The 12,327-nt window shown below is 39.9% G+C and carries 18 protein-coding genes and 2 pseudogenes; 1 reads left to right on the top strand and 19 read right to left on the bottom strand.

Going from position 1 to position 12,327, the window contains the following annotated elements; translation table 11 throughout:
• Nucleotides 1-25 precede the first annotated feature (25 nt).
• The 19 genes and pseudogenes from tnpB (V757_RS21585) to V757_RS21510 all read right to left on the bottom strand — a co-directional run bounded on the left by tnpB (V757_RS21585) (nucleotide 26) and on the right by V757_RS21510 (nucleotide 11,619).
• Nucleotides 26-418, bottom strand: a complete 393-nt coding sequence (tnpB, locus tag V757_RS21585; RefSeq protein ID WP_023951023.1) for an IS66 family insertion sequence element accessory protein TnpB — start codon at nucleotides 416-418, stop codon at nucleotides 26-28.
• Between the two features lie 175 nt (nucleotides 419-593).
• On the bottom strand, nucleotides 594-869 hold the full coding sequence (gene rpsQ / locus V757_RS21580) for a 30S ribosomal protein S17 (protein WP_023951021.1): 276 nt from the start codon (nucleotides 867-869) through the stop codon (nucleotides 594-596).
• Nucleotide 870: 1 nt separating this feature from the next.
• Nucleotides 871-1,062 (bottom strand): 50S ribosomal protein L29, encoded by a 192-nt coding sequence (gene rpmC / locus V757_RS21575; RefSeq protein WP_023951019.1) that lies wholly within the window; start codon nucleotides 1,060-1,062, stop codon nucleotides 871-873.
• Between the two features lie 10 nt (nucleotides 1,063-1,072).
• Nucleotides 1,073-1,489, bottom strand: coding sequence for a 50S ribosomal protein L16 (rplP, locus tag V757_RS21570; RefSeq protein ID WP_023951017.1), 417 nt, complete (start codon nucleotides 1,487-1,489; stop codon nucleotides 1,073-1,075).
• 2 nt (nucleotides 1,490-1,491) lie between these two features.
• A complete protein-coding gene (gene rpsC / locus V757_RS21565) occupies nucleotides 1,492-2,271 on the bottom strand; it encodes a 30S ribosomal protein S3 (RefSeq protein ID WP_023951015.1) in 780 nt (259 codons plus the stop codon).
• A gap of 9 nt (nucleotides 2,272-2,280) precedes the next feature.
• Nucleotides 2,281-2,611: pseudogene (gene rplV, locus V757_RS0114115) on the bottom strand (50S ribosomal protein L22).
• Nucleotides 2,612-2,614: 3 nt separating this feature from the next.
• Entirely contained in the window at nucleotides 2,615-2,890 is a 276-nt protein-coding gene (gene rpsS, locus V757_RS21560; protein WP_023951013.1) for a 30S ribosomal protein S19, read from the bottom strand.
• A 16-nt stretch (nucleotides 2,891-2,906) separates the two neighbouring features.
• Nucleotides 2,907-3,734 (bottom strand): 50S ribosomal protein L2, encoded by an 828-nt coding sequence (gene rplB, locus V757_RS21555; protein ID WP_023951011.1) that lies wholly within the window; start codon nucleotides 3,732-3,734, stop codon nucleotides 2,907-2,909.
• 1 nt (nucleotide 3,735) lies between these two features.
• Nucleotides 3,736-4,038 (bottom strand): 50S ribosomal protein L23, encoded by a 303-nt coding sequence (gene rplW, locus V757_RS21550; RefSeq protein WP_023951009.1) that lies wholly within the window; start codon nucleotides 4,036-4,038, stop codon nucleotides 3,736-3,738.
• Entirely contained in the window at nucleotides 4,035-4,655 is a 621-nt protein-coding gene (gene rplD, locus V757_RS21545; RefSeq protein ID WP_023951007.1) for a 50S ribosomal protein L4, read from the bottom strand. Before rplD ends, rplW begins: the two co-directional genes overlap by 4 nt.
• A complete protein-coding gene (gene rplC, locus V757_RS21540; RefSeq protein WP_023951005.1) occupies nucleotides 4,655-5,344 on the bottom strand; it encodes a 50S ribosomal protein L3 in 690 nt (229 codons plus the stop codon). Before rplC ends, rplD begins: the two co-directional genes overlap by 1 nt.
• A 230-nt stretch (nucleotides 5,345-5,574) precedes the next feature.
• Nucleotides 5,575-7,086, bottom strand: a complete 1,512-nt coding sequence (locus tag V757_RS21535; RefSeq protein ID WP_023951003.1) for a DNA recombination protein RmuC — start codon at nucleotides 7,084-7,086, stop codon at nucleotides 5,575-5,577.
• A 29-nt stretch (nucleotides 7,087-7,115) separates the two neighbouring features.
• A complete protein-coding gene (locus V757_RS28925; RefSeq protein ID WP_081710670.1) occupies nucleotides 7,116-7,634 on the bottom strand; it encodes an MFS transporter in 519 nt (172 codons plus the stop codon).
• Nucleotides 7,625-7,930 (bottom strand): MFS transporter, encoded by a 306-nt coding sequence (locus tag V757_RS29770; protein ID WP_315970380.1) that lies wholly within the window; start codon nucleotides 7,928-7,930, stop codon nucleotides 7,625-7,627. Before V757_RS29770 ends, V757_RS28925 begins: the two co-directional genes overlap by 10 nt.
• Nucleotides 7,927-8,436: an MFS transporter gene (locus V757_RS28920; RefSeq protein ID WP_315970379.1), complete on the bottom strand. Its 510-nt coding sequence runs from the start codon at nucleotides 8,434-8,436 to the stop codon at nucleotides 7,927-7,929. The genes V757_RS29770 and V757_RS28920 overlap by 4 nt, the downstream gene beginning before the upstream one ends.
• Before the next feature lie 37 nt (nucleotides 8,437-8,473).
• The gene (locus V757_RS21525) at nucleotides 8,474-8,854 is read right to left on the bottom strand and encodes a VOC family protein (protein WP_023951001.1); all 381 of its coding nucleotides are present in this window, start codon (nucleotides 8,852-8,854) and stop codon (nucleotides 8,474-8,476) included.
• 256 nt (nucleotides 8,855-9,110) lie between these two features.
• Nucleotides 9,111-9,897: pseudogene (locus V757_RS21520) on the bottom strand (MetQ/NlpA family ABC transporter substrate-binding protein).
• A 34-nt stretch (nucleotides 9,898-9,931) separates the two neighbouring features.
• The gene (locus tag V757_RS21515) at nucleotides 9,932-10,591 is read right to left on the bottom strand and encodes a methionine ABC transporter permease (RefSeq protein ID WP_023950999.1); all 660 of its coding nucleotides are present in this window, start codon (nucleotides 10,589-10,591) and stop codon (nucleotides 9,932-9,934) included.
• Entirely contained in the window at nucleotides 10,588-11,619 is a 1,032-nt protein-coding gene (locus V757_RS21510; protein ID WP_023950997.1) for a methionine ABC transporter ATP-binding protein, read from the bottom strand. Before V757_RS21510 ends, V757_RS21515 begins: the two co-directional genes overlap by 4 nt.
• 271 nt (nucleotides 11,620-11,890) lie before the next feature.
• Between V757_RS21510 and tnpB (V757_RS21505) the strand changes: the two genes are divergently transcribed.
• On the top strand, nucleotides 11,891-12,283 hold the full coding sequence (tnpB, locus tag V757_RS21505; protein WP_023950278.1) for an IS66 family insertion sequence element accessory protein TnpB: 393 nt from the start codon (nucleotides 11,891-11,893) through the stop codon (nucleotides 12,281-12,283).
• Nucleotides 12,284-12,327 lie beyond the last annotated feature (44 nt).

Here is a 12,327-nt window from a genome sequence, read left to right as displayed (position 1 = left end):
TCAGCCCACTYAGCTCACGATCAAACTAACAATAACGATAGATACTGGCTTCACCTAAACGATGCCAAGGCAGCCCCAAGGCTAAGGCCTGCAGTTGTTCTGCCGACAGCGCCGGATTCATCCGTGAGCCTGCACCGTGAAAGCGTCCTTCATGTAGTCGACGAACACATAGCCACGACCCCATCGCATCGTGCATGAGTAATTTAAGAAGCGTGTGCGTGCGATTCATAAACACATAGGCTTCGTGAGGTGCCACCTGACCAAAGCGCTGAATTGCCTTAGTGCGCAAGGTATCCATCCCTGCTCGTAAATCTGTCGCCTCACTCACCAGGATGATTCTATCTAGTGCCAGTAGGCTAGACGCTTGCTCTTGAATTCCCACTCGTTGGGCGGTCTCGATACGCATTAAAGACGGCATTGATTTCTCCTAACATACACAAAACCTTAGTGTCGCGCAATTTAGCAGGAATGAATACATGTATTCACCGGACGCTTACCTTACGCCGAAAGCTTTCCATGACTGTTTAAAACACAATACCAACAAAAAAGCCACCCTCACGGGTGGCTCTCATTGCTATCTAAACTGAAATAGATTAGATAACACGTACAGCTTCAACCAAGCGAATCACACTCCAAGATTTAGAGCGAGAGATTGGACGACCTTCTGCAATTTCAACAGTATCGCCTTCGTTGTATTGGTTGTTTTCATCATGCGCTTTGTACTTGTTAGTACGGATAATGATTTTGCCATAGATAGGATGTTTTACACGACGTTCAACTTGAACGACTACAGTTTTATCCATCTTATTGCTAACCACTTTACCAATTAAAGTACGTTGGCGTTTTTCAGTTGTTTGAGTTTGGCTCATATTACTTTCCTGCCTTTTCGGTCAATAAAGTACGAACACGAGCGATGTCGCGACGAACTTTGCCTAACTGGCTTGTGTTAGAAAGTTGTTGAGTAGCACGTTGCATACGCAAGTTAAATTGTGCTTTCAACAAGTCCTCGAGCTCTTTATTTAGCTCGGTTGCGTCTTTTGAACGTAGTTCACTAGCTTTCATAAAGATCTCCTTACGAACCTAAGTGACGAGTTACAAACGTCGTCGAAATAGGTAACTTAGCAGCCGCTAAACGGAATGCCTCACGTGCTAGCTCTTCGCTAACACCGTCCATTTCGTATAGCACTTTACCTGGTTGAATTTCAGCGACCCAGTACTCTGGATTACCTTTACCATTACCCATACGAACCTCTGCAGGTTTCTGAGAAATTGGTTTATCTGGGAAGATACGAATCCAAATACGGCCACCACGTTTAATATGGCGAGTCATCGCACGACGAGCAGATTCGATTTGACGTGCTGTCAAACGACCACGTCCAGTTGCTTTTAGACCGAAATCGCCAAAGTTTACGTTAGTACCACGAGTAGCTAGACCAGTATTACGGCCTTTTTGCTCTTTACGGTATTTTCTACGTGCTGGTGATAACATGTTTATTCTCCTTCTGCCGCAGGTGCTGCTTCAGCAGCTGCTTTGCGACTACGACCACGACCAGCTGAGCGACGATCATTACGCTCACCACGTGGACGACGAGCACGACGCTCTTCTTCACGAGGTGCAGTTGCTTCAGCAGGCATTTCACCGTTTGGTAATAAATCGCCTTTGTAAACCCATACTTTGATACCGATGATACCGTAAGTAGTTTGAGCTTCTGATGTTGCGTAGTCAATCATTGCACGTAGTGTATGTAAAGGTACACGACCTTCACGATACCACTCTGTACGAGCAATCTCAATACCATTTAAACGACCAGATGCAGCTACTTTGATACCTTGTGCACCAGCGCGCATTGCATTTTGCATAGCACGTTTCATTGCACGACGGAACATAATACGTTTTTCAAGTTGCTGAGCAATTGAATCTGCGATTAATTGCGCGTCTACTTCTGGCTTACGAATTTCTTCGATATTCACATGAACAGGAACGCCCATTAAGCGTTGTAAATCTGATTTTAGTGAATCGATATCGTCACCACCTTTACCGATGATAACGCCAGGACGAGCAGAAAATACTGTGATACGTGCATTTTTAGCTGGACGCTCGATTAATACACGACCAACAGAAGCAGCTTTTAGCTTGCGTTTTAAGTACTCACGTACACGAATATCTTCAGCTAACATTGCGCCGAATTCTTTGTCTTCAGCGAACCAGCGAGAATTCCAGTTGCGAGTAACTGCAAGACGGAACCCTGTAGGGTGAACTTTTTGACCCATTATGACTCCTTATGCACCAACTTTAACCACGATGTGGCAAGTTTGTTTCTCAATACGGTTACCACGGCCTTTAGCACGTGCAGAGAATCGCTTCATTGATTGTGCTTTGTCTACATAAATTGTAGTTACACGTAATTCATCAATATCAGCACCATCATTGTGCTCAGCGTTTGCAATTGCAGACTCAAGAGCTTTTTTTGATAATGCCAGCGGCTTTTTTCTGTGTGAATGTTAAGATATTTAACGCTTGTGCAACAGACTTACCACGGATTAAATCCGCAACAAGACGTGTTTTTTGCGCTGAAATATGCACACCACGAATTACAGCTGTTGTTTCCATCGCTTACCTCTTAGACTTTTTGTCCGCAGCATGACCCTTGTATGTACGAGTATGTGCGAATTCGCCTAGTTTATGACCAACCATATTTTCGTTAACATAAACCGGAACGTGCTGACGACCGTTATGAACAGCGATTGTCAATCCGATAAAATCAGGAAGGATGGTTGAACGACGCGACCAAGTTTTGATCGGCTTTTTATCTTTACCTTCGATAGCCGCTTCTACCTTTTTAACTAGGTGAGCATCTACGAAAGGACCTTTTTTAATTGAACGTGACATAATATATTACCGTCCCTTATTTACGCTTACGACGTGAGACAATCATATTGTCTGTACGCTTATTACGGCGAGTTTTGTAACCTTTAGCTGGAGTACCCCATGGGCTAACAGGTTCACGTGCTTCACCAGTACGACCTTCACCACCACCGTGTGGGTGATCAACAGGGTTCATTGCCACACCACGTACCGTTGGGCGGATACCGCGCCAACGTACAGCACCGGCTTTACCGATTTGACGTAGACTATGCTCACCATTGCTTACTTCACCAATCGTTGCACGGCAATCAATGTGAACTAAACGAACTTCACCAGAACGTAAACGAACTTGTGCGTAGATACCTTCACGAGCCATTAGTACAGCAGAAGCACCTGCTGAACGTACTAACTGAGCACCTTTACCTGGTTGTAATTCGATGCAGTGAATAGTTGAACCTACTGGAATGCTACGAATAGGCATTGTATTACCAACACGGAAAGCAACTTCCTTACCTGATTCGATAACAGCACCCACCTCTAAGTTACGAGGAGCGATAATATAACGACGTTCACCGTCTGCATAGCAAACTAAGGCAATATGTGCAGTACGGTTTGGATCGTATTCAATACGTTCTACTTTAGCTGGAATACCATCTTTATCACGACGGAAATCAATGATACGGTAGTGAGATTTATGACCACCACCACGATGACGTACAGTAATATGACCATTGTTATTACGGCCAGAACTACGTTTTTGTGATTCTACTAACGCCGCAAACGGAGCACCTTTGTGTAGATTAGGTGTAATCACCTTAATCATGCCACGGCGACCTGCTGACGTAGGTTTCATTTTAACTAATGCCATCTTAGTTCACCTCCGAAAAGTCAAGCTCTTGACCTTTTTTGAGTGAAACGTAAGCGATACGGTTATTACGACGACGACCCATATAACGGCCAGCACGTTTAACTTTACCTTTACGGTTCAGAACAGAAACAGAGTCAACTTCTACTTTAAACAGCAATTCAACAGCTGCTTTAATTTCTGGTTTTGTTGCATCAGAAGCCACACGTAAAGCAAATTGTGGTTTCGCGCCAGATTCAGCAATAAACGTTGCTTTTTCTGTGATGACTGGAGCCAGAATTACTTGCAATAAACGTTCTGCTTTCATCCTAACATCTCCTCAAATTGAGCGATTGCCGCTTTAGTAATTAGCACTTTTTTGTAGTGAACTAAAGATAGCGGATCAGCGTAACGTGGCTCAACAACAGCAACGTGAGGTAAGTTACGAGTAGCTAAATAAGTATTCTCGTCAACAGCATCTGTAATTACTAATACAGAATCTAAACCCATTGCTTTTAATTTTGTCGCAGCCAATTTTGTTTTTGGTGTATCAAATGTGAAAGAATCCACAACAGCGATACGATCTTCACGTGCTAACTGTGACAAGATAGAACGAATACCTGCACGGTACATTTTCTTGTTCACTTTTTGGCTAAAATTCTCATCTGGAGAATTAGGGAATGTACGACCACCTCCACGCCATAATGGTGAAGAAGACATACCAGCACGGGCACGACCAGTACCTTTTTGACGCCATGGTTTTTTTGTCGTATGTTTAACTTCCGCACGATCTTTCTGAGCACGATTACCACTACGAGCGTTTGCTTGATAAGCTACAACGATTTGATGGATTAATGCTTCGTTAAAATCACGACCGAAAATTGTATCAGGAGCGCTAACTGTTGCGCTAGATTCGCCTTGATCATTTAGGAGCTTAAGATCCATTATTTGGCTCCTTTTGCAGACATTTTGATAGCAGGTAGAACAACGATGTCAGAATTTTTATGGCCAGGTACTGCACCTTTTACCAATAAAAGACCACGTTCAGCGTCTACACGAACGATATCAAGATTTTGAACTGTACGAGTCACATCACCTAAGTGACCTGACATACGCTTACCAGGGAAAATACGACCTGGATCTTGTGCTTGACCGATAGAACCAGGAACACGGTGTGAACGAGAGTTACCGTGTGAAGCACGTTGAGAACCGAAGTTGTGACGTTTGATAGTACCAGCAAAACCTTTACCGATTGTTGTACCCTGAACGTCTACTTTTTGACCCGCTTGAAATACGCTATTGACAGCCACAACAGCACCTGCTGTGAATTCAGCTGCTTTTGCAGGATCTAAACGGAACTCTTTTAGAATTGAGCCAGCTTCAACGCCAGCTTTTGCGTAGTGCCCAGCTTGAGCTTTAGTTACGCGCGTTGCACGGCGAGTACCGTAAGCAACTTGTACCGCTGCATAACCATCAGTTTCTACAGACTTAACTTGAGTAACACGATTGTTAGATACGTCTAATACTGTTACTGGGATAGACTCACCTTCCTCAGTAAAAATACGCATCATGCCAACCTTGCGACCCACTAGTCCTAACCGATGAGCGGCAGGTGTAGGTGTCGTATTCGACATCATTTTCTCCATACCTCACTACGATTGGTGAGCTCTAAAATTAATTAATTCAAGTACTTATCTTTCCACAACTCTTAGACCGCAAAAGATAATGCACCCTAACCATACTGGTTAGCCTGCTAATTTAACACTTTTTCGATTATTTAACAAGTCTAATTAGCCAAATCGTTGTAAAAATATCCTTTTTTTCCAATAGTTTAGACATCCCATGCCTCATTAAACTATACGACCTAACGGTTTTCTGGCACGATCTGCAGTTTCTCTTGACTATAGTCTGTTGGTACCAGTTCAACATCTGGCATCTCTTTGCTTGTTTTTGTAGATAAGACTTTAAATTTTTCTACTTTATTGACCAACCCCTGCTGCCCCCCAAAACTAGTCACTAGCTGATTATACGTTTTAGATACACTGGTTAGTGACTGACCTAGTTTTTGTAAGTGCTCTGCAATGATTACTGTCTGCTGATACACATCTCTAGCTTTATCTCCTAGTGCAATTGCCTGCTGATTACTGTTCGCCACTAACCAAATATTGGCAATAGTTTTTAACATTGGTAATAACGTCGTATGTGAAACCATAATAACGCCTTTTGCATAGGCATACTGAAATAAGGCCTCATCTTGCCTTAAGACCTCAATATACGCTGACTCCAACGGCATAAACATAAAGACAAAACCTAACGACTGCTTATCTGTTAATGCACTATAGTCCTTACTTGCTAAGTCATCGACATGACGTTTGGTATCTTTTAAAAATTGCTTTAAATGCTCTTGTACTTTTTCTGGGTTCACTTCAGTTACAGCTTGTTGATAGGCATTAAGTGACATCTTGCTATCAATAATAATCTGCTTTTCTTCGGGTAATAATACAATCACATCAGGAATAAGCTTCTCACCCTTTTCATCTTTAAAGGAATATTGGGTTAAATAATGGGTATTTTTTTGTAAACCCGCACGCTCTAATACTAGCGCTAGTTGCGTTTCTCCCCAATTGCCGAGAACTTTTTTATTTCCTTTCAAGGCTAAAGCTAATTTTTGTGCATCCTCACTCATTTGCACACCCATATTCATTACTTGATCGATTTGTGTTTTTAATACACTCTGTCCTTGAATTGACTGGGCATGAACTTCATTCACTCTTTTCTCAAAATGAGTTAGTTGCTCTTTAAAAGGCTGTAATAAATACTGTAAATTGGTTTGATTTTGAGCAATAAATCGTTGTGATTTTTCCTCCATCATGCGATTAGCTAGATTTTGAAATTCACTACTTAATTGTGTTTTAGCTTCCTCAAACTGTGTTTGCAATAATTGCAATGAGGCTATCTTTTGTTCTATTTCAAGCTTAAGTGCTAACTTTTCTTTTTCCAATGAGAAGTTAGCATTGGTTAAAAGATCGTTTTTCTCTCTGATATCACTCAGCTCATCTTCTTGTTTATTCAGTTGTTGATACTGCATCTCTACGGTCGTTTGGAGTCTTTCATAGCGCTTTTCGATGTCATCTTTTATTTGATCAAGTTCAGCTAATGCTATTTCTTTTTCAGCAACGATCGCTTTAGTTGTATCTGCTTCTAATCTAGCATCATCACGTTGGACTCTTAACACCTCTAACTCTGTTCTTATTCTCGATAAGCTATATACTCGCCAATACAAAACAAAAAGTAATACAATAAAAAATACTAAGGCAACCAACAAACTCTCTGGTTGGCTTAACCAACCCTGCGCCTGCAACCAAATTGTTTCCATGCCTAATCCTATTGTTATGCTAAATGCTACTACCGTTTATATATGAATTGTTTTAATAATAAACAAAACATCATTATTACAGCAGGAATTGCTAAAACGATAAAAATTTCTTCTAAAGAGTAATTACGCTTCACTAACTCCGCCACCAGGTAAGACCCTGCAACAGCACCAAATCGACCTATACCCATCATCCAAGAAACACCTGTTGTACGCCCCTCTGTAGGATAAAATAAAGCAGCAACAGCAGGTAAAGAGGCTTGTAAGGTATTCATAACGATACCTGCAAGAATAACAATAGGTACTAATATCATTAACCCCCATGACAAACCCTGTCCAATAAAAGCAATTAATATAGCTGTCAATAAGGCTAAAATGGCATTTAAAATGTTTGGATTATAACGATCCATTAAATACCCACTTGCAATGGCACCCAAACCACCTAAAGCAAACAGTCCCACTAATCGTTTTGCTGTACCGGGCTCCAATGTTGTTTGTCCTAGCAAAGTAGGCATCCAATTCATCACACCATAGAAAATAATTAACCCCATAAAACATAGCATAGCCACAGCAATACTGACCCAGCCACATAACGTTTCGACATTACAATGGCGATTCCCTTTTTACTTAATTCTGTTGCTTGTTGATGTTCAAAAAAATAATATCCTGTGTTTTTTAATGATGGATTTAAACGCTGAACAATCTTAACAATAGCTGTTTGTTTTGTCTTTAGTGCTATTAAATAACATAGTGACTCTGGTAAATAGACAATCATTACCAAACCAAGTAATGCAGGTAATATACCACCAAAAATAAGCGTAGAACGCCAACCATATTCAGGAATCAAATAAGCCGCAATAAACCTCCAAGTGCTGCACCTAACGGGAATCCACAAAACATCGTATTAACGACTCTAGCACGATTTTTATCTGCTGAATATTCTGACAAAAGAGTTACTGCATTGGGCATGGCTGCACCTAAACCAATCCCTGTAATAAATCGCCAAATTTCTAATGCACGCAATGACTCCGCTTTCGCCGAAATCAAACTTCCTATCGCAAAAATAAATACTGACATAATCAATGGCCATTTACGACCCAATTTATCTGCAATAGGACCACTTAAAATCGCTCCTGTTGCTAAACCAAATAATGCCGCACTTAATACTGGCGTTAATGCTGTTTTTGCTATCCCCCATTCTTGTATCAAGCTAGGGGCAATATAGCCAATAACAGCTGTATCATAACCATCGAAAAATGCAATTAAGAAAGTTAAGACAAATATGAGTTTTTGCAGTCGATAACTCTTGCTATTTAATAATTCTTGCAAGTTAATAGTATTCTGTAATGTCATTAGCGAAAATATTTGCAGAAAATAAATTATTGGGCAATTAGATGTATTGGCTTACTTCAATTAAGTTACCATCAGGATCCCTGAAATACACTGATTGTATTGGTCCAATAGCTCCTGTTCTAGGTGCAATACCATCTATTATTTCAACGTGATGAGTTTTTAATTCTTGCATAACTTGCTCTAAGGGTGTACTGGTTATAAAGCACAAATCAGCACTGCCACATGTAGCAATTTTTGCTTTTGGCTCTATTTCATGCCCTTTTGAATGTAAATTAATTTTTTGCTGCCCATAGTTTAACGCATACCTCCCTCCCGCAAATGTAACAACTTCCATACCCATTATATTGGTATAAAAATCAATCGTTTTCTGCAAATCAGCTACAGTCAACACAAGATGATCTAAACGCTCAATTTTCATCTTGAAAATTCCTTAAGTATAAGTGTGATAAATATTATCTTCGTATTCTAATAAAAAAATCCTTTAGCTACGTAAATAACTAAAGGATTCGAGAATTAAAACCTCTTTTAATTTTAAAATACAGGTTTTCTGCTTACTTCTTAAAAATCAARGCTAAGATTAGTGATAAAAATCTACACGCCAAAAACACTGTTTTATCATTCTCGGCTATGTATTGCTAGTAGCAATACATAGTGAAACTTATTCTACATGCATACTAGAACGCAGGAACTACAGCACCTTTATATTTTTCAAGAATGAATTTTTTAACATCTTCTGTTTGAAGTGCTTTAACTAATGCTTTTAGTTCTGGTTTATTTTCATTTGCAGGAATAGTAGCAACAAAGTTAGCATATGGTGAATCTGCATCCTCAATGAATAATGCTTCTTCCGTTGGTTTTAATCCTGCTTCTAATGCATAATTAGCATTAATTAATGCAATTGTTACATCATCTAATACGCGAGGTAAAGTTGCTGCTTCTAATTCCTTAAATTTTAAATTTTTAGGATTTTCAACAACATCTTTTGCTGTCGCTAATAAATTAGAAGGATCTTTTAATTTAATCAACCCTTGTTTTTGAATTAATAATAAAGCACGTGCGCCATTAGATGGGTCATTAGGAATAGCAATAACTGCTCCTTCAGGAACCTCATTCCCCTTTTTTCAATTTTTTAGAATATGCACCAAATGGCTCTACATGGACTAAAGCAACAGGCACTAGGTTTGTTTTATTTTCTTTATTAAACGTTTCTAAATAAGGCTTATGCTGGAAAAAGTTTGCATCAATAGCTTTATCAAATACTTGCATATTAGGCTGAACATAATCAGTGAATACTTTGATATCCAAATCAATGCCTTCTTTAGCTAGAACTGGTTTTACATGCTCAAGAATTTCAGCATGAGGAATAGGTGTAGCAGCTACGCTTAATTTTGTCGCTGCTTGAGCACCTGTAGCAACTAGACTAGCTAGTGCAAATGCACCAAAAATCTTCGTGATTTTCATAAAATAACTCCTAGTAAAATGTTTTAGATTTAAATTATTTACGTGTAAATTTTTTAACTAAAGCATCACCAAATGTTTGTATCAATTGAACTAATACAATCAAGATGATGACGGTAATAATCATCACATCACTTTGATAACGTTGATAACCAAAACGAATGGCAATGTCGCCAAGTCCTCCGCCACCAATCACGCCTGACATCGCCGAATAACCAACCAAGGCAATAGCAGTCACCGTAATAGCAGCAATAATTCCTGTGAGCGCTTCCGGTAATAATGCCCATAGTACGGTTTGCTTTGGTGTCGCTCCCATTGCTTTACAAGCCTCACTAATGCCTGGATCAACTTCTCGCAAGACATTCTCAACCAATCTAGCAAAAAACGGCGCAGCACCAATCGCTAATGGTGGTATTGCTCCTGGTACACCCAATGCACTACCTACGATTAAGCGGGTAACAGGGATAAGAATAATTAATAGGATTAAAAAAGGCACAGAACGAACAACATTCACAATAAATGATATTGTTTGATACAACGGCTTATTTTCTAATAACTGATTCGGGCTAGTTAAGAATAAATACACCCCTAACGGTAAACCTACTAATACAGCAAAAAATAATGCCCACCCTGTCATTAGTAAGGTATCAACCGTCGCCTCACCAATCATCGCCCAATCGATTGTTACCCAATTCATGACTGTAATACCTCTACATCAACATTTCTTGCTTCAAAAAATTCTCTTAACTCTGTTTCTGTCGTACGTAAATTTGCGGTTAGCGCTTCTGGATGTGCTACTGCAATTACTAACTGCCCAAACGGTGTTTCTTTAATTTGTCCTATAGAACCTTGCAAGATACTAAAATCCAGATTCAATTCTCTACCTAACTGACTTAATAATGGTTCTGCAGCGCCTTTCCCATGATAAGTCAAACGGATGAGTTTCCCTTTGATGTCACCCGCCAATAACTTCCAAGAGTCCATATCCATACCACTCTCAGACAAAAGTGCTTTAGTGGTAGCATGTTGTGGGTGCAAGAATACACTTACTACATCACCTTGCTCTACAATCTTACCACCGTCTATAATTGCCACTTCATCACAGAGATTACGCACCACATCCATACTATGCGTAATTAATACAATCGTAATACCCAAGGTTTTATTAATTTCATTTAATAACGCCAATACTGATTGTGTTGTTTCTGGATCCAGTGCACTTGTCGCTTCATCACATAATAAAATTTTAGGTTCTGTTGATAACGCCCTGGCAATACCGACACGTTGTTTCTGTCCCCCAGAAAGCTGGCGAGGATACTTGTGAACATGATCACTAAGTCCCACTAACTTTAGTAGCTCTAATGCTCTAGCTTTACGCTGATCAGCAGGTGCACCAGCTACCCTTAGTGGAAACATTACATTATCTAAAACGGTACGAGATTCAAGCAAATTGAAGTGTTGGAAAACCATACCAATTTTATGGCGTAATTGACGCAACTCTTCTGTTTTTAGTTGTGTAATATCCGTACCATCGATCAAAACCTCGCCTTGATCAGGTCTTTCTAATAGGTTAATCATTCGAATAAGCGTACTTTTACCTGCTCCAGAACGCCCAATAATTCCAAATACTTTACCTTGTTTTATATGTAAATCAATACCTTGCAAAGCATGTAGAACTTTTTCTTTTGTTCTAAATGATTTATGAATATTTTTAATCTTTATCAAAATAAACTTCCTCTGCTAAAACGCGATTTCCTAATTAACTTTTTTCTGCTTATTTTCGTATAGCAAATGAAACCAATCGTTTTAATAAATTATTAAACGTATATTAGCATTTTGATACTTATACGCAACCATATTTATATTACTTTATTTTATATAAAAAATATATTATTTTTATTTATGGTTATTATGAGTGTAAGCGTCCGGTGAACACATGTATTCATTCCTGCTAAATTGCGCGACACTATGGTTTTGTGTATGTTAGGAGAAATCAATGCCGTCTTTAATGCGTATCGAGACCGCCCAACGAGTGGGAATTCAAGAGCAAGCGTCTAGCCTACTGGCACTAGATAGAATCATCCTGGTGAGTGAGGCGACAGATTTACGAGCGGGGATGGATACCTTGCGCACTAAGGCAATTCAGCGCTTTGGTCAGGTGGCACCTCACGAAGCCTATGTGTTTATGAATCGCACGCACACGCTTCTTAAATTACTCATGCACGATGCGATGGGGTCGTGGCTATGTGTTCGTCGACTACATGAAGGACGCTTTCACGGTGCAGGCTCACGGATGAATCCGGCGCTGTCGGCAGAACAACTGCAGGCCTTAGCCTTGGGGCTGCCTTGGCATCGTTTAGGTGAAGCCGGTATCTATCGTTATTGTTAGTTTGATCGTGAACTAAGTGGGGCGATCTTGTCAATTMKGACTGA

This window comes from Pelistega indica (genome assembly GCF_000506865.1).
Taxonomy (GTDB): Bacteria; Pseudomonadota; Gammaproteobacteria; order Burkholderiales; family Burkholderiaceae_B; genus Taylorella; species Taylorella indica.
Note: the sequence above shows the minus strand (reverse complement) of the source record. Positions and strands in the feature narration are given on the sequence as shown.